This is a genomic window from Microbacterium sp. NPDC055599 (genome assembly GCF_053618975.1).
Genome location: NZ_JBSHIM010000001.1, coordinates 135064 through 154311 on the forward strand (window position 1 = coordinate 135064; position 19248 = coordinate 154311).

The window sequence follows — 19248 nt, forward strand, 5'->3', positions numbered from 1 at the left end:
CCATCCATGCCCGCGTACCTCCTGCCGCGGGCATAGGCCGTGGTGCCGGGTGCCGGGCGTGAGCCGTGTGCCGGGATCGAAAAGGTGCCGGGGGCGGGCTCCGCGGGGACGGTTTCGATCCCGCGTCGAGCGGGTGTGTCCGCCGCGGTGGTGCCAGGGTCGAAAAGGTGCGTGTGCGGTGCCCTGAAGGCGCGATTCTGACCCCGCATCGAGCGGGTGGGGCGCCGGCTAGAGGTGCACGACCTCGCCGTCGCGGGCGGCGGAGGCCTGCGCGGCCTTCACGATCTCGACCGTGCGGATGCCCACCCCGGCGTCGGGCTGCGGCTGACGGCCGTCGCGCACGGCACGCACGAACTCCTCCAGCAGCAGCGCGTCGAGGTCGGCGCCGACCGGGCTCCAGGTCTCGCCGTGCGCGTCGTGCCCGGCGACGCCCTTCGCGAACGGGCTCACGGTGACGGTGCCGCGCTCGGCGACGACCTGCAGCGTGAGGCCGCCCCACGTGGCCGAGCTCATCGGCCAGCTCCAGGAGCAGTCGATCGTGGCGACCACGCCGCCCGGGTACTGGATCGTGACGAGCCCGCCCGTCTCCACCGACAGCTCGCGCTGCGCGTGCAGCACCCGGTTCGACACGGCGCGCACGGACGCCGCTCGCTCGCCGAGCAGCTCGCCGAGCAGGTCGGCGCAGTGGACGACGTGGTCGACCAGCGCGCCGCCGCCCGCGAGCTCGGGGTCGGTGAACCAGGCCCTGTCCTGCGGGAGCTTGCCGTTGTTGATGCCGGTCACGCCGAGGATGCGCCCGAGTCGTCCGCTGCGCAGTTCGGCGATCGCGTCGCGCACCGCGGGGGAGAACCGCACGGGATAGGCGACCATGAGCAGCACACCCGCGGTCTCGCACGCGTCGCGCATGGCGATCGCATCCTCGACCGTGGTGGCCAGCGGCTTCTCGCACAGCACGTGCACGCCCGCCGCCGCAGCACGCTCGACGAGGGCGCGGTGCCGGGAGTTCTCGGCCGCGATCACGACGGCGTCCGGCTTCCACGCGAAGGCCTCGTCGTACGTGTCGACGTAGGCTACGCCCAACTCGGCGGCGAGTTCGGCGCCGCGGGGAGCGTGGTCGGGCGCGGCCGCGCCGTCGGGGTCGGTCGCGATGAGCTCGACGCCGGGCATCTCCTTCAGCGCGTGCACATAGCTGAGGGCGTGCGTGTGCGCGAACGACAGGACGGCGATGCGCAGCGGGGCGGGGGCGGTCATCGGGTGGCCTCCTCGGTGGCGGGCGCGGCGGGATCGGGAGCGGTGGAGTCGGCCGCGGCACCCTCCCCGGGGAGGGCGACCGCGGAGCCCGAGGCGATGGAGGCGTAGCCGGCTTCGGCGACCGCGACCGCGGCGATCCCGTCGGCGGGGGCGACGCGCGCCGCACGGCCCTCGCGGATCGCGGCCACGAAGTCGGCGATCTCGGCGTAGTACGGGCTCTCCTCGGGCGACATCGGCGGCAGGTAGTCGGCGTCGCCCTCGGGCACCACGGCGTCGGTGCGGAGGGTGTGGTCCTCGGCGCTGTCGTACCGCAGACGGCCCGCCGATCCCGCGACCTCGACGCTCGTGCGGAACGGCATGCCGGGCTGCACCCAGCTCGCGTGCAGGTGACTGAGCACCCCGTTGCGGTGGGTGAGCACGACGTGCGCGGTCACGGGCGCGGGCACGCGGTCGTCCACCGTCGGCGGGTTCTGCACGGCGTAGACGCTGGCGACCGGTCCGGCGAACCACAGCGCCTGGTCGATGTCGTGGATCATGAGGTCGCGGATCACACCGCCGCCCGCCCGCTCGGAGAAGAACCACCCGGTCTGCGGCGCGGAGCCCGCACGGCTGAACCGCTGCACCGCGAGCTCGCCCACGTGCCCGGCCTCGATGCCCGCCTTGATCTGCGCGTACTCGCCCATGTACCGCACGACGTGCGCGGGGAACAGTCGGACACCGGCGCGAGCGGCGGCAGCGGTCACCTCTGCGGCGGCCTCGGCGGTCGCGGCGAGCGGCTTCTCGCAGATCACGTCGCGACCGCGGGCGATGGCGCGCAGCGCGAAGTCGGCGTGCGTGCTGCTGGGCGTGACGATGTCGACCAGGTCGACCAGTTCGATCAGCGCGTCGACGTCGGCGACCAGCTCGAAGCCGTACTCCGCGGCGATCTCCTCGGCACCGTCGAGCGAGGTCACGTAACCCCGCACGCCCAACGCCCGCCACGCGTCGGCGTGCACGCGGGAGATGCCGCCCGCGCCGATGAGTCCGACTGTCAACGTGCTCACTGCTTCTCCTCGGTGTCGTCGCCGGTGACCGGCTCGTGCGGCAGGGGGGTGATGGGCGGGGCGGGCATGTCGTCGATGCCGGAGATCTCGGCGGGGTGCCGCTGGAACGCGTGCACGACCGCACCGTGCGCGGCGGCTTCCGCGCCCAGTCGCGCCTCGGCGACCGGCACCTGGAACGGCAGCCCGAGGTGCCCGGGGAGTGCGGCCCGCAGCGGGTCGAGCAGCTGCTCGTGCGCCGCCGAGAGTCCGCCGCCGATGACGACCATGGCGGGATCGACCGTGAGGATCAGCGTGGCGATGCCGTGCGCGAGCTCGTCGATGAACGCGTCGAGCTCCTCGCGTGCCCCGGGGTCGCCCTCCCGCGCGAGGGCGAACACCTCCGCGGCGGTGGGGGCCGTGCGCCAGGGGATCTGCCCGGTCTCGCTGTTGAGTCCGCGGAAGGCCAGGCGTCCGATGTCGCCCGCCGCGTTGTGGATGCCGCGGCGGGGGCGTCCGCCGAGGATGAGGCCCATCGCGATGCGGTTGCCGACCGACAGGTAGATCACGTCGTCGACGAGTTGCGCGACCCCGAGGTGGTGTTCCGCGACCGCGGCGAGACGCACGCCGTTGTCGACGGCGACCGGGCACCCGAACGCGTGCCGCAGCTGCGATCCGATGTCGATGCCCGACCACTCGGGGATGACGACCGAGGTGGTCACGCGGCCGGCGTCGTCGACGAGCCCGGGGAGGGAGACGCCGACGGCGCGCACCTGCGACGCGGGGATGCCGGTGTCGGCGAGGGTGCCGCGGATGTGGGAGATGACGGCGGCGAGCTTGGCGGCCCCGTCGGTCTGCGCCGAGACGCCGGGGTAGCTGCGCTGGGCGACGACCGCTCCGGCCAGGTCGGACAGCACGACTCGCACGCTCGCGACGCCGATGTCGACGCCCACGACGGTGCCGGCGGCGGCGTGGAACGCGTACCGGCGGGCGGGTCGTCCGGCCCCTCCGCCGTTCTGCGCGGGCGCGTCGACCAGCAGCCCGGAGTCGCTGAGCACGGTCACGGCGTTCTCGACCGAGGTGCGGGAGACCTCCAGCGAGCGGGACAGATCGCTCACGGTCGCCGGTCCCGTGTCGCGCAGCTGGAGGGCGCAGCGCGCCACGATCGACAGCGGACTCGTCACGCCCATGTGCGGTGCCTCCTTCGTCCCCGTCGTTGGTGCGATCAAATTAGCACACCCGGTTCTCACATCGTGTTTTGTCGTTGACGATCGAGAAACACGCTGGAAACAAGCGTCTGAGAACTTGTACTTGACGAATTATCCCAGCCCAATGTCATAATGAACCGTACTCAGCACGGTTTACGCAAAGGAGCACCATGCGCGTCAGCAAGATCACCGGCGTCGTCGCGGGAGTCGCGGCCGCCACCCTGTTGGCCGGATGTTCGGCCGGCGGAGGCACCACCGCAGAGGGCGAGCAGGACATCACGGTCTGGCTCTACCCGGTCATCGCCGACGAGGCGGTGCACAAGGACTTCTGGGACTCGACCATCGAGGCGTTCGAGAAGGAGAACGAGAACGTCAACGTCTCCTACGAGATCTTCCCGTGGGCCAATCGCGACGAGGCCCTCCAGACCGCGATCGCGGCCGGCAAGGGTCCCGACGTCGTCTACCTCATCCCCGACCAGCTCGCCGCCTACCAGAAGTCGATCGCCCCGCTGAACGACCTGCTCAGCACGGAGCGTCAGGACGACCTGCTGCCCAACGTCAAGGAGTCCGTCACCATCGGCGGCGACATCCTCGGCGCCCCCATCCTCACCAGCGCCCAGCCGCTCATCTGCAACGCCGCCGCGTTCGAGGCCGCCGGCGTGACCGAGTACCCCGAGACCTGGGACGACGTCGCCGAGATGGCACCCGCGTTCGTGGAGAAGGGCATGTACGCCCTGAACTACCCGGCGTCCGCCGAGAACACCCTCAACCTCACCTACTACCCGCTGCTGTGGCAGGCGGGCGGCGAGGTCTACACCGAGGACGGCGAGGTCGGCTTCGACAGCAAGGCCGGCGAGAAGGCGCTCACCTTCCTCACCGACCTGGCAGAGGAGGGCGCGCTCGACCCCGAGGCGCTCACCACCAACGTGCCGCTCGAGCAGACCGCGATCGCCCAGGGCAAGGTCGCCTGCACCTGGAACAACGCGGTCACCGAGGTCGCGCCGTTCTGGGGCGAGGAGAACGTGAAGGTGCTCGCGCCGCTCAGCGACAAGGAGTCCGTCGCGTACGGCACCGTCGGTTCGCTCTCGGTGCTCAAGGGCTCGAAGGCGAAGGACGCCGCCGCCGCGTTCGCCGAGTACGCCACCGGCGCCGACGTGGTCGAGCCGTACCTGACCGCCGCCGGCTACTTCTCCGCGCTCAGCACGACCGAGCCGCTGTACGCCGACGACCCGCTGCTCGGCGAGGTCGAGAAGTACGTGCCCGACACCACCGTCGGTCAGCTCGACGCCAGCTCCCGCGCCCTGATGGGCGTGCTGTCGCCCGAGATCCAGGCCGCCCTGCTCGGCCAGAAGTCGCCCGCCGACGCCCTGAAGGACGCCGCGGCCGCCGCAGCCCCGCTGCTGCAGAAGTGAGGCGACGGGGGCGTGCGGACACCCGCCGCACGCCCCCTCCTCTCCGCCCCCGACGTGAGGAAACGACAATGACGACGGCCACCACGGCGCCCAAGCCCGCAGGGCGCGTCGCCCGGGTGCTCGCCCGGCGGGAAGCGCGCATCGCCTTCCTGTTCGTGCTCCCCGCCTTCCTGCTGTTCATCGCCTTCCGCTTCGGCCCGAGCATCGCGGGCGTGGCGCTGAGCTTCTTCGACTACGACATCTCCGGCGAGATCGCGTGGCGCGGACTCGACCACTTCCAGCGCCTGGTCGCCGATCCGCTGTTCTGGCGGGCGCTCGGGACCACCGTCATCTACACGGTGCTGGCGGTGCCGATCGCGCTCGTGCTGTCGACCGTGATGGCCCTCGGCGTGCGGCGGGCCTTCCGCGGCGCCCGCTTCTTCCGGTCGATCTTCTTCCTGCCCGTCATCACCTCGCTGGTGCTCGCCGGCTCGATCTTCGTGTGGATCTTCTCCGCGAACGGCCCCTGGTCGGCCCTGATGGCCCCCCTCGGGCTGGGCGGCTCGTGGCTCGGCAGCACCGTGCTCGTGATCCCGGCGATCGTCGTGGTGGGCGTGTGGTCGCGGTTCGGCTACGGGATGATGATCCTCATCGCGGCGCTGCAGGACGTGCCGCGCGAGCTGGAGGAGGCCGCGCTGGTCGACGGCGCGAACGCCTGGCAGCGGTTCCGATGGATCATCCTCCCGCACCTGCGCCCCACGTTCTTCTTCCTCGCGGTGATCGAGACCACCGCGGCCTTCCAGGTGTTCGACGTGATCTACGTGATGACCCAGGGTGGTCCGGCGAACGCCAGCTACTCGCTCGTCTACCTGCTGTACGACCAGGGCTTCCGCTACTTCGACTACGGCTACGCGGCCGCCGTCGGCGTCGCCCTGTTCGTCATGACCCTCGTGGTCGCCCTCATCCAGCGCCTCGTGATCGGAAAGCAGAAATGACCGCTCTCCTGCAGCCCCCGACGCAGACCGCCGCGCCGACCCCGCAGCCCGCGCCCCGCAAGCGCCGCTCGTTCCGCGCGCTGGAGCCCACCGGCTGGGGCGTGGTCGTGCGGTGGATCTGGCTGAGCCTCGCGGGCATCCTCAGCTTCTTCCCGTTCTATGCGATGGTCGTGCTGAGCCTGAAGCCCGGCATGGTCGTCGAGCTGCCCGGCTCGCTGCTGCCCTGGACGGACATCTCGTTCGACTCCTACGCGCAGGTGCTCGGCGGTCAGAACATCCTCGGCTGGCTGTTCAACACGCTCGTCTACTCGCTCGTGTCGGTCGTGGCCGTGCTGTTCCTCTCCGCGCTCGCCGGCTACGCCTTCGCCAAGAAGCGCTTCCGCGGCAAGGAGGTCATGTTCTGGTCGTTCCTGGCGATGGTCATGGTGCCGTTCCACGTGACGCTGATCCCGACGTTCATCCTGATGGCGAACCTCGGCGGCATCGACACCTACTGGGGCCTGATCCTGCCGACGCTCGCGAACGCGCAGGCCGTGTTCCTGATGCGGCAGTTCATCCAGGGGCTGCCCGACGAGCTGTTCGAGGCGGCACGGATCGACGGTGCGGGGGAGTTCCGCATCTTCCTGCAGATCGTGCTGCCGCTGTGCAAGCCGATCCTCGCCACCCTCGGCATCTTCGTGTTCCTGTGGCACTGGAACGACTTCCTGTGGCCGCTCATCATCGCCAAGTCGAACTCGATGTTCACCCTCACCGTGGGCATCTCGTCGCTGCAGCAGCAGAACGTGCCGCTCAGCACCATGCTCGCCGGCTCCGTCGTGGCGCTGCTGCCCATCTTCCTCGCGTACCTGATCGCCCAGCGGTACGTGCAGGAGGGCGTGACCGGCACCGGGATCAAGGGCTGAGAAGAAGGGAAAGCACCACATGACTCAGCACAGCTTCGCCTCCGAGGCCGAGCTCGAAGAGGCCCTGGCCACGCCGAGCGACGCGCTCGTGGCCGACCTGGCACGCGGATCGGGCGACCTCGTGATCCTCGGCGCCGGCGGCAAGATGGGCCCGACGCTCGCGATGCTCGCGCGCCGCGGGATGGACGCGGCCGGCCGGAAGGACGACGCCGTGTACGCGGTCTCGCGCTTCGGCGACGCCGCGATCCGCGAGCGCCTGGAGGCCGCGGGCGTGACCGTCGTGCCGTTCGACCTGATCGAGAACGACGACTTCTCCGCCCTTCCCGACGCCCCCCACGTGGTGTTCATGGTCGGCGCGAAGTTCGGTGCGGCGACCAACGCGTCGTGGGCGTGGGAGGTCAACGCCGCCCTGCCCGACCGGGTGGCCCGCCGCTACCGCGACAGCGCGATCGCCGTGCTGTCCACCGGCAACGTGTACCCGTTCGTGCCCGCGTCGTCGGGCGGCGCGTCGGAGGACGTGACCCCGGCGCCGATCGGCGAGTACGCCCAGTCGTGCCTCGGCCGGGAGCGGGTGTTCGAGTTCGGTGCGCAGGAGCGCGGCACGAAGGTCGCCATCATCCGCCTGAACTACGCGGTCGACCTGCGCTACGGGGTGCTGGCCGACATCGGCACGGCCGTGCACGCGGGCGAGCCCGTGTCGGTCGCCACCGCCAACGTCAACGTGATCTGGCAGGGCTACGCGAACGAGGTGGTGCTGCGCAGCCTCGTGCACGCGTCGACCGATCCGTTCGTCATCAACCTCACCGGGCCGGAGCTGCTGAGCGTGGAGTCGGTCGCCCGCGGCTTCGGCACCCTGTTCGACCGCGAGGTCTCGATCGTCGAGGAGCCGCAGCCGACCGCGCTGCTCAGCGACGCCCGCCGCTGCATGGCCCTGTTCGGCTACCCGTCCGTGTCGGCCGAGGAGCTGATCCGCATGCAGGCCTCCTGGATCGACGCGGGCCTGCCGATGATCGCCAAGCCCACCAAGTGGGCCGTGCGGGACGGGAAGTTCTGATGCCGTCGTCGTCCGCGGACACCGCGACCGTGCCGGTGCTGCGACCCGAGGCCGCGGCCACGCTCGCGCGCGGTGCCGTGATCCCCGCGCACCCGCTCGCCCTGACGGCCGACCGCACGCTTGACGAACGCCGCCAGCGCGCCCTCACGCGCTACTACCTCGACGCGGGCGCCGGTGGTGTCGCGGTGGGGGTGCACACGACCCAGTTCGAGATCCGCGACCCGGAGCACGCCCTGTTCGAGCCCGTGCTCGCGCTCGCCGCGGAGGAGCTCGACGCCCGCGCGGGTGCCGAGGTCGTGCGCATCGCCGGTGTGGCGGGTGGCACGGCGCAGGCGGTGGCCGAGGCCGAGCTCGCGCGCGGGCTGGGGTACGACGCCGTGCTGGTGAGTCCCCGCGTCGCGGGCGCCGACGAGCGTGCCCTGCTCGAACGCGCCCGCGCCGTCGGCGAGGTGCTGCCCGTGGTGGGCTTCTACCTGCAGACCGCGATCGGCGGGCCCGTGCTCGGCCGTGACTTCTGGCGCGAGTTCGCGTCGATCCCCTCCGTGGTCGCGGTGAAGGCCGCGCCGTTCGACCGCTACCGCACGCTGGAGCTGGTGCGCGGGGTGGCGGCGTCCGGTCGCGCCGACGACATCGCCCTGTACACCGGAAACGACGACGCGATCGTCGCCGACCTGCTGTCGGAGTTCCACGTGGACTCGCCGTCCGGCCCGCGCACGCTGCGCTTCGTCGGCGGGCTGCTCGGCCAGTGGGCCGTGGGCACGCGGGCGGCCGTCGCGCTGCTGGAGCGGGCGCGGCAGGCGATGGACGGCGACGCCGAGGCGTACCGCGGGCTGGGGCTGCTGGCCTCCGACATGGTCGACGTGAACCAGGCGGTGTTCGACCCGGGCAACGACTTCCACGGCGTGATCGCGGGCGTGCACGAGATGCTGCGCCAGCAGGGCCTGCTCGACGGCACGTGGTGCCTCGACCCGGCCGAGGGGCTCTCGCCAGGGCAGGCGGAGGAGATCGCCCGGGTGCGCCGTGCCTACCCGGCCCTGAACGACGACGCGTTCATCGCCGCGCACCTCGAGGACTGGCTGCGATGAGCGCCGCGGCGCCCGCGGTCGTCGTGGGGGCGGTTCCGGAGGCGCTGTCGGCGGAGTTCTTCGCGCCCGCCGACCTCGAGCGCCTGCACCGTGCCGCGGCCGCCGCGGGCGGGAGGTTCGTGCGGGTCGAGTCGCTCGACGACCTCGACCCCGCCGAGCTGCGCGGGGCACGGGTCGTGATCACGAGCTGGGGTGCCCCGCCGTTCGACCCCGCCCTGCTCGCGCGCCTTCCGGCGCTGGAGCTCGTGGCGCACACGGGCGCGTCCGTCAAGGCGTTCGCGACCGGGGAGCTGTTCGACCGGGGCGTCGCGGTGACCCAGGCGGGCGACGCCATGGCCCGCCCGGTCGCCGAGGTGTCGCTCGCCTTCACGCTCGCGCTGCTGCACCGGCTGCCCGAGCTGTCGCACGGGGTGCGCGCGGGCGGCTGGTACGACGCGGTCGCGGTGGGCACGCAGCACGAGATCCTCGGGGCGCCCATCGCGGTGATCGGCGCGTCGCGGACGGGTCGTGCGTACCTGCCGCTGATCTCGGCGCTGGGCGCGGAGCCACTGCTGGTGGATCCCACGATCGACGCCGCCGCGGCCGCCGCCCTCGGTGCCGAGCTGGTGCCGCTGGACGAGGCGCTTCGTCGCGCCCGCATCGTCGCGGTGCACGCGCCGACGCTGCCCGAGACGCATCACCTCCTCGGTCGGCGGGAGCTCGCGCTGATGCCCGACGGCGCGGGGCTGGTGAACACGGCCCGCTCGTGGCTGGTGGACGAGGCCGCGCTCATCGACGAGGTGCGTGCGGGCCGCCTGAGCGCCGCGGTGGACGTGTTCGACGAGGAGCCGTTCGGCGCCGACAGCCCGTTCCGCACGCTCCCCGGGGTGCTCGTGACGCCGCATCGCGCCGCCGGCACCCACGAGGGGCGGCTGCGGCAGGGCCGGATCGTGGCGGACGAGGTCGCGGCGTTCTTCGAGGGCCGACCGCTCGCCCACACGGTGGATCGCGCCGCGTTGGCGTGGATGGCATGACCGCGGTGATCGCGCGCGGGGACGACCCCGCCGGCTGACGCGGGGTGGATCGTCCGGGCGGGAGCCCGGGGTGCTGGGGTCGGGGGACTCGAGGGAGGACGCGGCTCGGCCGGACGGCCGGACGCCTGACCGCGGCGACGACGCCGCAAGGAGGATGAGCATGACCCAGCAGGAGATGACAGAGACCGCCGCGCTGCGCAGCAGGCGCATGCTGCTCGCCGGGTTCGGTGCCGCCGCGCTCGGCGGTGTCGCGGCGGCGGCCGCCCCGAGCGCCGCGCAGGCCGCCGGCCCCGTGGCGCCGCAGGACTCGTCGGGCTCGAAGACCGTGGCGAACGCCGGCACGGCTGCGGCGCTCGCGGCTCGCAAGGGCAAGGACGGCGACCTGGTGCGCACGAGCGGCTATGCGGCTCCGGGCGACGGCGGCGCCGGCCTGTACCGCTTCGTGAAGAAGGACGGCCCTGCCGCCAACGGCGGCACGGTGCTCGCGGGGCCCAAGGGCGGCGTCTGGGTGCTGGTGCACCAGGGCACGGTGGACTTCCGGGTGTTCGGGATCATGGACGCCTCCGTCCCGGCCGACGACGCGCTGGACGCGCTGGTGGGCGACGCGAGCGTCCGCCGCATCGAGGCGTACTCCGACCTCAACTTCGTGCGCCGGCACCGGTTCACCCGTTCCAACCTGGCGTTCGACTTCCACCACCACCTCATGACCACGCAGGGCATCGAGAACGCCGGCAAGGACGACCCGTTCGCCGCGGTTATGTTCTTCCGCGGCGAGGTGACCGAGGCGGTGCAGGAGGCGCGGCTCGGCGAGAACGTGCCCGACCTCGCCGACGTCTTCCCGGTCGCCGACTCCTCGTTCTTCGCGGTCGGCGAGTGGTACGCGGCCGAGGTGAACGCGCTCTCGGGTCGCTGGGAGCGCGAATTGCAGCGGCTCGTGCAGGTGACCCAGATCGTGGACGGCACGCATATCCGCGTGAACTACAAGAACGGCTGGCCGCTCGGCAAGGACCGCACCATGACGTGGCGGCACGTGAAGCCCGTGCAGGACATCACGGTGTCGAACCTGAAGTTCCTGGGCGGAGGGACCGACGAGTACACCGGCTCGCACCCGCTGGCGTTCGAGTACGCGGTGCGCTGCGACGTCGACCACATCGACGGCACCGCCACGTTCTGGCCGCTCATCCAGCGTCGCTGGAACACGTACTTCAGCACCGAGAGCTGCACGCTGAAGAACCCGACCTCCGTCACGTGGGGTGGCGCGGGCTACCTGACGCAGCAGATCTACTGCCTGTACGGGTACGTCGCCAACTGCCACACCGCGAACGCGCGGCACCTCAACGACTTCACGGCGAGCGCCTACTGCCTGGTGGAGAACTGCCACGGCGACGGCGACGACCAGGGCCCGTTCGTGACGCACGGGCAGTACGAGCACGACCTGACCTACACGGGCAACTCCGGCCTGATGACGTTCGCGAACTCGGGTGCCGCGTGGGGTTCGGCCGCCAAGCGCATCACGGTGCGCAAGCACGTGTGCTCGTGGTTCGTGGCGCGCGTGCGCATCACCGACCTCACGCTGGAGGACGTGCAGGTGATCGGCAAGCCGTCGCTGTCGGGCTCCGGCATGCTGTGGATCAACGCCGACGGCGCGCAGCTGCGCGGGTGCACGGCGTCGGACACCCTGATCATCACGCAGGCGTCGGACAACTCCGCCCGCCCGACCGTGATCGCCGACTCGCACATCACGTTCGTCGCTCCGGGCGACCTCACCAACGCGACGGTCACGACCCCGGTCACCTTCGTCGACACCGTGCTCACGAACGTCGGCGGCGTGAAGATCGGCGGGGCGGGCGCCGTGACGTTCCGCGGCTCGACCCTCACCGCCGCGGAGGACTCCGCGCCCCTCGCGTCGTCGTCCGAGCGGCTGCGGTTCGAGGGCGCGACCCTGCGCAACGTGCGAATCGCGGCGGCCAGGGGCGAGCGGCAGACGCTGGAGTTCGCGGGTGCGGACGTCGCGGCGAAGGGCGGCACGGGGATCGGGCGGACGGGCGCGGGCGAGCTGCACGTGACCCTGAGCGACAGCACCTTCCGCGGCGACGGCGGCACGACCCACGTCTCCCTCACCTCGGGCGCGACGCACTACCGCGCGGTCGGGAACCGGTTCGAGGGCGGCAGCCTCGAGCTGGGGGCCGACGCGTTCGGTGCCGAGTCGACGCTGCTGCACACCGGGAACGTCGAGGCCGGGGTGACTCGCACGGCCTTCCCCGACGCGGGCGACCGCGTGGTCGACACCGCGAATCTGCTGGTGTGAGGGTGTGCCGCGGGAGGGCCGTTCGTCGGCTCTCCCGCGGCCGTCGGGATCGTATCGCTCTGGAATATGGGTAACGCGTTACATTCTGTCGCATAGGGTGGACACCGCTATCTGTTCGCAGGATGCATCGAGGGGGAAAGCTCGGCCCGCATCCGAACCAGAAGAACCCGGTGACGTCCCGAGAGATCCGGGCGGTCTTCCTGACCCTTCGAAATGATGAGATCACTACGTAATTCGATTCACCCTGTCCGCTCTACCCTGCTCGCCTCTCTCGCCGCCGTCGCGGTGATCGGCTCCGGTGCCATCGCGGCACCCTCCTCGGCCTCCGCCGCAGACGCGGCGTCGAACGCCATCGCCTCCGTGATCGAGAGGGGGTCGGAGTGGTCGTACTACCGGTCGACCACGGCGCCCTCGTCGGACTGGCAGACCGGCTCGTCGTCGTGGGACACCGCGAAGGCTCCGTTCGGCGCCGGTTCGCGGGTCGGACGCGTCGCGACGAAGATCCCGTCGTCGACCGACCGCCCGCTGTCGACCTTCTTCACCAAGAGCTTCACGCTCACCTCGGACCTCCCCGAGTGGTCGTGGCTCAACACCTGGGCCGACGACGGCATCGTGGTGTGGATCAACGGCACCGAGGTCGGGCGCAAGAACGCGCCGACGGGCGACATCACGGCGAAGAGCTACGCCACCGCCGCGCCGTCGACCACCTCCGCCCGCTCGAACCCGGTGTCGTTCTCGATCCCGGTGAACCTTCTCCACGAGGGCGAGAACACCATCGCGGTGCAGGTGCTGGCCAACTACCACGCGACCCCCAATGTGAGCTTCGACGCACACCTCGTGCGGGAAGACACCCCGTCGGGTCAGGCCGTGGCTCCCGCACCCGCCCCGGCTCCGGCTCCGGCTCCGGCCCCGGCTCCGGAGGACGACTCCACGCAGGTCGCGCCGCCGGCGAGCGAGCAGGAACCTCCGGCCGAGGAGCCCGCTCCCGCACCCGAGCCGGCCCCCGCACCCGCACCCGCACCCGCGCCCGCGCCGGCGACGGACGGGAGTGGGTCGGCGACGAGCGACCCCGACGCCTGCGGTGCCCAGGCGATGCTGGCCCCGTCGTGCGGCGCCCTGTGGGGCGTGTACGCCACCGAGGGCGGATCGAACCTCGTGACCTCGGTCACCGATCTCGAGGCCAAGGTCGGGCGCAAGTTCGACATGACCATGCGGTACCACGACTTCTCCACCCACGTGCATCAGGGGCAGTTCCCCGACGCGGAGGAGCAGACGCTGGGTCAGGACCGCACGCTGCTGTTCTCGTGGCAGTCGCGCGTCTCCGACACCAACACCATGATCGCGTGGTCGCGCATCACCAAGGGCGAGATGGACTCGTACATCGACTCCGCCGCCGACCGGGTCAAGGCGTTCGGCAAGCAGGTCATGATCGCGTTCGATCCCGAGTTCGACAACGGCCCGAACGAGGAGAAGGGCACGATGGCGGACTACGCCAGCGCCTACCGCCACATCCACGACCGTTTCGAGGCCAAGGGCGTGACCAACGTCGCGTGGGCCTGGGTGTCGACCGGGTACCTCGGCGACGGGAACGACGACCGCATCATGCAGGGCTACCCCGGAGACTCCTACGTGGACTGGGTGGGTTACGACCCGTACAACTTCTACACGTGCAACGGCACCGGGTGGACGACGTTCGCCGACAAGATCGATCAGAAGTACCACTTCTTCACGCAGGGCAGCCTGGGCACCAAGCCGCAGATCCTGTCCGAGTACGGCACCTCGTACAACACGTCCGACCCGGCGCTCGCGCAGGACTGGCACCGCGACATCCCCGATGCGCTCAAGGACTACCCGAACCTGAAGGCGCTCGTGCGGTTCAACTCGCCCGGTGCCCTGGGCACAGGAGAGAAGTGCACGCTTCAGATCGAGAACGGCCCCGGCATGCTCGAGTCGTTCAAGGACGCGGGTCTGGATCCGTTCGTGAACACGCGCGGGAACTGACCCCGCGTCGAGCCACTCCGCTCGACAGGACTGCGCCCCCTCGGGCGCCGGTGCCTCACACACCGGTGCGCGAGGGGGCGCTCCTCGTGTCACGACCGCGGGCGATCGGCGTCCGCGGGATCCGGCGACCCGCGATCGGTGTCCGCGGGATCAGGCGACGCGACCGGCGTCCGCGGGGTCAGTCCTCGGCGGCGGGGAGTCCGACGAGCTCGGCGCTCCGCTGCCACAGGGCCTCCGCGAGCACGGGATCGTTCGCCTGCGGATTCACCCGGGTGGTGAGGACGCGCTCGTCGTAGTACGCGCCGGAGGTCCAGGTCTCGCCCGGGGTCCCGTCGATGAACCACCGCAGGGTCGCCCCTCCGCGGTCGGTCCCGATCAGGAGGACGTGCCGCAGCGGCGACCGGTACACCAGCCGCATGATGCTGGACGAGCCCGCCGCGAAGTTCGTGCGGACCGTGCCGGGGTGGAACGCCACGGCGCTGAGGCCCCGCGCGTGGAACCTCTCGTGCAGGCTCTTCGCGAACAGGATGTTGGCGAGCTTCGCGTCGCCGTAGGCCTTGTTGGGGCTGAAGCGGCGATGGTTGTCGAGGTCGTCCAGGTCGAGGTGCCCGAACAGCCGGTGGCCCACGCTCGACGTGTTGATCACGGCGCCGCGCGCCCGGAGCAGGTGGGGCAGCAGCAGATTCGTCAGCAGGAACGGCGCCAGGTGGTTCACCTGGAGCGTCTTCTCGTAGCCGTCGACCGTGGGGGTGCGGTCGCCGAAGATGCCGCCGGCGTTGTTGGCCAGCACATCGATGCCGTCGTCACCCACGGCCGCGTCGATGCGGGTCGCGAGGGAGCGGACGTCGTCGAGCCGCGCGAAGTCGGCCACGTGATGCTCGGCTCCGGTCTCCTCCGCGACGGCGCGGGTCTTCTCCGGGGAGCGCCCCACCAGGATCAGCCGATGCCCGGTGTCGGCGAGCTGACGCGCGGCGGCAGCGCCGATGCCGTCGGAAGCACCGGTCAGGACGATGGTGCGGCGGCCGGTCGCGGTCACTCGGCCTCCGCCTCGACCGTCGGGGTGATGCGCTCGACAGCGCGCGTCACGTGCTCGGCGATCACGGCGCGGGCGCGATCGGGGTCGCCGCTGGCCACGGCGTCGATGATCTGCTGGTGGCTGCGCACGTGCTCCTCCTGCTCGGCGGGGTCGAGCGCGGCGTTCGCGGCCTGGATGAACCCGGCGATCCGACCACGCAGCTGGGCGCTGAGCTCGTCGAGGAACCGGTGCTCGGCGAGGTCGGCCAGCGTCTCGTGGAACAGCCGGTCCTGGCGCAGCACCTCCGCGATGTCGCCGGGCGCCGCATCGGACATCGCCTGGATGATGGCGCCGAGGCGTGCCGCCGACTCCTCGTTCCACCGCTCCTGCACGCGGATGGCCATGAACTGCTCGAGCACGATGCGCAGGCTCGAGATCTCCTCCAGGTCCTGCGCGGTGAGCTGGGCCACGCGGGCGCCGCGGCGGGGTTCGCGTGTGATCAGGCGCTCCTCGGCCAGGCGGGTCAGCGCCTCTCGCACCGGGATGTGGCTCACGCCGAGCCGCTCCGCGAGCTTGCGCTCCACCAGCCGTTCGCCCGGCGCGAGCTCGCCCGAGTGGATGGCGGCCCGAAGCTCGTCGGTGACCTGTTCGGCGATGTTCTGATCCGACACGCTGCGCATCCGGGGCCCTTCTCGGTTTCGCGCGGCCCGGTGCTCGTCGCGCGGGGCCTCTTCGCTCGCTCGATGCTATGGCATCCGCGACAGGACTGGACAGAACGACGCTGGTGCTAGATGCTATAGCAAAACCCAGCGATGACGAAGGAGTTGTCATGTCCGGCACTGACTCGGCCGCCCAGGAGCGCGCCGCCGACGCCGCGGTGGGAGCCGCGGCCATGAAGAAGGCGATCTGGCGGCTCGGCCCGTTCCTCGGACTGCTCTACCTCGTCGCCTACATCGACCGGAACAACGCGGGCTTCGCCAAGCTCGAGATGACGGCCGCGCTGAACATCACCGAGGCGGCGTTCGGCTTCGCGGCCGGCATCTTCTTCATCGGCTACCTCCTCTTCGAGGTGCCCAGCAACCTGCTGCTGGAGAAGTTCGGCGCCCGCAAGTGGATCGCGCGCATCATGATCTCGTGGGGCATCGTCGCCGCCCTCACCGCCTTCGTGCAGGACGAGACGCAGTTCGCGATCGCGCGCTTCATCCTCGGCATCGCGGAGGCCGGGTTCTTCCCCGGCGTGCTGCTCTACCTCACGCTCTGGTTCCCGCGGCAGTACCGCACGCAGGTGCTCGCCGTATTCGTGCTGTCGAACCCGATCGCCAACGCCGTGGCCGCACCGCTGTCGGGCTGGATGCTCGAGCTCCACGGACTGTGGGGTCTGGACGGCTGGCAGCTGGTGTTCCTCCTGCAGGGCGTGCCCGCCGTGCTGCTCGCGTTCGTCGTGTTCTTCTGGCTGCCCGATCGCCCGCAGGACGCCCGCTGGCTGAACCCGGCAGAGCAGCGGTGGATCACCGACACGCTCGCCGCCGAGACGCAGGCCACGGAGCAGCGCCACGGCCGCCTCCGCCTGGGCGAGGTCTTCCGCAACGGGCGGCTGTGGACGCTGATCGTGCTGTTCTTCGGCGTCGTGTTCGGGGCGTACGGCCTGGGCATGTGGCTGCCGACGATCGTGAAGAGCATGGGCGACTTCTCCAACGCCACGACCGGATGGCTGGTGGCGTTGCCCAACCTCTGCGCGGCGCTGGTGATGCTGCCGTGGGAGCGCGCCGCGCGGAAGCAGGGCAACATCCCGCTCCAGATCGGCATCACGCTGAGCATCACGGCCCTGTCGCTCATCGCAGCGGTCGCGGCGCAGGGCACTCCGATCCTCGCGCTCGCGGCGCTGTGCGTCGGGATGTCCGCCCTGTTCTCGACCACGCCGCTGTTCTGGAGCCTGCCGCCCATGGTGCTCACCGGCACGGCCGCGGCGGCGGGACTGGCGTTCATCAACTCCGTCGGCAATCTCGCCGGGTTCGCCGGTCCGTATGCGATCGGCTGGATCAGCCAGACCACGGGATCCGCCGTGTGGGGCCTGCTGCTCATCTCCGGGCTCACCCTGCTCGGGGCGACGATCGCGTTCGTGCTGAGCCGTCGCGCCGACTTCACCACGGCGCCCGCACCGTCGCCGCAGTCGGCGCCCGCCGCGCACTGAGCCGTCCGGATCGGCGGGCGTAACGAGAACGTAACCCCGCCGATCCGGTTCGCTCTAGACGCCCTCGCGCTTTTGCTACATGCTATAGCGAACACCCTTACCCGAAGCATCACCCGAAGCACCACCCGACACCTGGAGGCACCCATGTCGCGTTGTCGCGTCCTTCTCGGCGGAGCAGCGCTGCTCACCGCCGCGCTGATCACCGCTGGCTGCAGCACCTCATCCACCCCCGACGGCTCCGCCCAGGACGGCGGCACGCTCACCGTCGCCGCGGCCCAGGGCATCCCGCAGCTCAACCCGGCCATCCGCACCTTCGCGTGGGAGGAGGTGCTGTTCCCGCTGCTCTGGAACGGCCTCACCACCACCGACGAGTCCGGCGAGATCGTCGGCGACCTCGCCGAGAGCTGGGAGACCTCAGACGACCAGAAGACGTGGACGTTCACGCTCCGCGACGGCGTCACGTTCTCCAACGGCGACCCGTTCACCGCGGAAGACGCCGTAGCCTCCTTCGAGTACTACCTCGACCCCGAGACCGCCACGCAGGAGAAGAACAAGATCGACATGGTGACCGACGTCACCGCCCCCGACGACAAGACCGTCGTCATCACGCTCTCCGAGCCGATCGCCACGTTCGACGCCGGCATCGTCTGGGTCAAGATGCTCGACGTCGACGCGCTCGACACCATCGACAAGGAGCCCATCGGCACCGGCCCCTACATCGTCGACGCGTTCACACCCGACGACAGCCTCACGCTCGTGCCCAACCCCGAGTACTTCGGCGACGCCCCCGCGCTCGACGAGATCAGGATCGTGAAGGCCGCCGAGTCCACGGCCGCCGTGACCGGACTGCGCTCGGGCGACATCGACGTGCTGTGGTCGGTGCCGCAGGGCGACGTCGAGGGCCTGGAGGCCGGCGGCGACATCGCGCTCGTGAAGCCGGAGAACCCGAGCCAGTGGCCGTCGTGGGAGGTCGACACCACCTCCCCGCCGTTCAACGACGTGCGTGCGCGGCAGGCCCTCGCATACGCGATCGACCGCGAGGCGATCCTCGACGCCGCGTACTACGGCCAGGGCACGGTCTCCCCGACCAACAACGCCCTCGGCGAGGTGAACCCCTGGTACGGCGGCGACCTGACCGACTACTCCTACGACCTCGACAAGGCCAAGGAGCTGTTCGCCGAGGCCGGCATGACCGAGGGCAGCACCCTCACCTGGTGGGGCGTCGCCGGACAGTACCCGGAGTGGAACACCAGCGGCGAGATCCTGCAGGCCAGCCTCAAGGAGATCGGCATCACCCTGAAGATCGACAACAACGACGTCGGCACCTGGGTCGACTCGTTCTACCCGGCGGGCAAGAGCTTCCCCGGCTACATCGTGCCGAACTTCCAGTCCACGCCGCCCGAGCCCGCCTACTCGCTGAACTTCTATCTGGAGGGCCGCTGCGAGTGCAACTGGGTCGACCCGGAGTTCCAGTCGGCCTTCGCCGCCGCCGTCGCCGAGCCCGACCAGGCCGCGCGTGCCGAGAAGTGGGGCACCGTGCAGACGATCATCAACCAGCAGGTGCCGCTGATCGTGCCGCTGCAGTCCACCGTGGTCACCGCGACCAGCACGAAGGTCGACGGCGTGTGGGTCGAGGGCGGCGGGCAGCTGCACCTCGAGAACGCGCAGCTGAAGGGCTGACGTGCTCCTCTCCGTCCTGCGGCGGGTGGGGGGGGAAACCGCGAGGGGGGGGGCCCCCCCGCCCCCCTTCTTTTTTTTTTTTTCCCCTCTCTCCTGCGGCACCCCCCTTCCCCCCCCCCCCCTCCCCACACGAGC

The 19248-nt window shown here is 71.0% G+C and carries 15 protein-coding genes; 10 read left to right on the top strand and 5 right to left on the bottom strand.

Going from position 1 to position 19248, the window contains the following annotated elements:
* Nucleotides 1-228 precede the first annotated feature (228 nt).
* The 3 genes from ACWGQ1_RS00670 to ACWGQ1_RS00680 are packed head-to-tail and all read right to left on the bottom strand — an operon-like array spanning nt 229 to nt 3460.
* The gene (locus ACWGQ1_RS00670; RefSeq protein ID WP_452312144.1) at nt 229-1251 is read right to left on the bottom strand and encodes a Gfo/Idh/MocA family protein; all 1023 of its coding nucleotides are present in this window, start codon (nt 1249-1251) and stop codon (nt 229-231) included.
* Complete coding sequence (locus ACWGQ1_RS00675) at nt 1248-2294, bottom strand: Gfo/Idh/MocA family protein (RefSeq protein WP_452312145.1); 1047 nt, start codon at nt 2292-2294, stop codon at nt 1248-1250. Before ACWGQ1_RS00675 ends, ACWGQ1_RS00670 begins: the two co-directional genes overlap by 4 nt.
* Entirely contained in the window at nt 2291-3460 is a 1170-nt protein-coding gene (locus ACWGQ1_RS00680) for an ROK family protein (RefSeq protein ID WP_452312146.1), read from the bottom strand. Before ACWGQ1_RS00680 ends, ACWGQ1_RS00675 begins: the two co-directional genes overlap by 4 nt.
* 188 nt (nt 3461-3648) lie before the next feature.
* On the opposite strand from ACWGQ1_RS00680, the gene ACWGQ1_RS00685 reads away from it, so the two are divergent.
* The 8 genes from ACWGQ1_RS00685 (at nt 3649) to ACWGQ1_RS00720 (ending at nt 14227) form a co-directional block, all read left to right on the top strand.
* Nucleotides 3649-4890 carry an ABC transporter substrate-binding protein gene (locus ACWGQ1_RS00685; RefSeq protein ID WP_136030491.1) on the top strand — a complete coding sequence of 414 codons (1242 nt, stop codon included), beginning with the start codon at nt 3649-3651 and terminating at the stop codon, nt 4888-4890.
* A 68-nt stretch (nt 4891-4958) separates the two neighbouring features.
* A complete protein-coding gene (locus tag ACWGQ1_RS00690; RefSeq protein ID WP_136030489.1) occupies nt 4959-5864 on the top strand; it encodes a carbohydrate ABC transporter permease in 906 nt (301 codons plus the stop codon).
* Nucleotides 5861-6766 carry an ABC transporter permease subunit gene (locus ACWGQ1_RS00695; protein WP_452312147.1) on the top strand — a complete coding sequence of 302 codons (906 nt, stop codon included), beginning with the start codon at nt 5861-5863 and terminating at the stop codon, nt 6764-6766. Before ACWGQ1_RS00690 ends, ACWGQ1_RS00695 begins: the two co-directional genes overlap by 4 nt.
* A 19-nt stretch (nt 6767-6785) precedes the next feature.
* Nucleotides 6786-7820, top strand: a complete 1035-nt coding sequence (locus tag ACWGQ1_RS00700; protein WP_452312148.1) for an NAD-dependent epimerase/dehydratase family protein — start codon at nt 6786-6788, stop codon at nt 7818-7820.
* The gene (locus tag ACWGQ1_RS00705; protein WP_452312149.1) at nt 7820-8905 is read left to right on the top strand and encodes a dihydrodipicolinate synthase family protein; all 1086 of its coding nucleotides are present in this window, start codon (nt 7820-7822) and stop codon (nt 8903-8905) included. The genes ACWGQ1_RS00700 and ACWGQ1_RS00705 overlap by 1 nt, the downstream gene beginning before the upstream one ends.
* Nucleotides 8902-9918 (top strand): NAD(P)-dependent oxidoreductase, encoded by a 1017-nt coding sequence (locus ACWGQ1_RS00710; RefSeq protein ID WP_452312150.1) that lies wholly within the window; start codon nt 8902-8904, stop codon nt 9916-9918. The genes ACWGQ1_RS00705 and ACWGQ1_RS00710 overlap by 4 nt, the downstream gene beginning before the upstream one ends.
* 160 nt (nt 9919-10078) lie before the next feature.
* Nucleotides 10079-12226, top strand: coding sequence for a peptidase C14 (locus ACWGQ1_RS00715; RefSeq protein WP_452312151.1), 2148 nt, complete (start codon nt 10079-10081; stop codon nt 12224-12226).
* 285 nt (nt 12227-12511) lie between these two features.
* Complete coding sequence (locus ACWGQ1_RS00720; RefSeq protein ID WP_452312152.1) at nt 12512-14227, top strand: glycosyl hydrolase; 1716 nt, start codon at nt 12512-12514, stop codon at nt 14225-14227.
* 178 nt (nt 14228-14405) lie between these two features.
* Here the strand turns inward: ACWGQ1_RS00720 and ACWGQ1_RS00725 are convergent, their stop codons facing one another.
* Together ACWGQ1_RS00725 and ACWGQ1_RS00730 are read right to left on the bottom strand one after the other, a co-directional pair.
* On the bottom strand, nt 14406-15263 hold the full coding sequence (locus tag ACWGQ1_RS00725; RefSeq protein WP_452312153.1) for an SDR family NAD(P)-dependent oxidoreductase: 858 nt from the start codon (nt 15261-15263) through the stop codon (nt 14406-14408).
* A complete protein-coding gene (locus ACWGQ1_RS00730; protein WP_136030065.1) occupies nt 15260-15922 on the bottom strand; it encodes a GntR family transcriptional regulator in 663 nt (220 codons plus the stop codon). Before ACWGQ1_RS00730 ends, ACWGQ1_RS00725 begins: the two co-directional genes overlap by 4 nt.
* A 149-nt stretch (nt 15923-16071) precedes the next feature.
* Between ACWGQ1_RS00730 and ACWGQ1_RS00735 the strand changes: the two genes are divergently transcribed.
* Together ACWGQ1_RS00735 and ACWGQ1_RS00740 are read left to right on the top strand one after the other, a co-directional pair.
* Entirely contained in the window at nt 16072-17433 is a 1362-nt protein-coding gene (locus ACWGQ1_RS00735) for an MFS transporter (protein ID WP_452312154.1), read from the top strand.
* A gap of 144 nt (nt 17434-17577) precedes the next feature.
* A complete protein-coding gene (locus tag ACWGQ1_RS00740; RefSeq protein ID WP_452312155.1) occupies nt 17578-19113 on the top strand; it encodes an ABC transporter substrate-binding protein in 1536 nt (511 codons plus the stop codon).
* Nucleotides 19114-19248 lie beyond the last annotated feature (135 nt).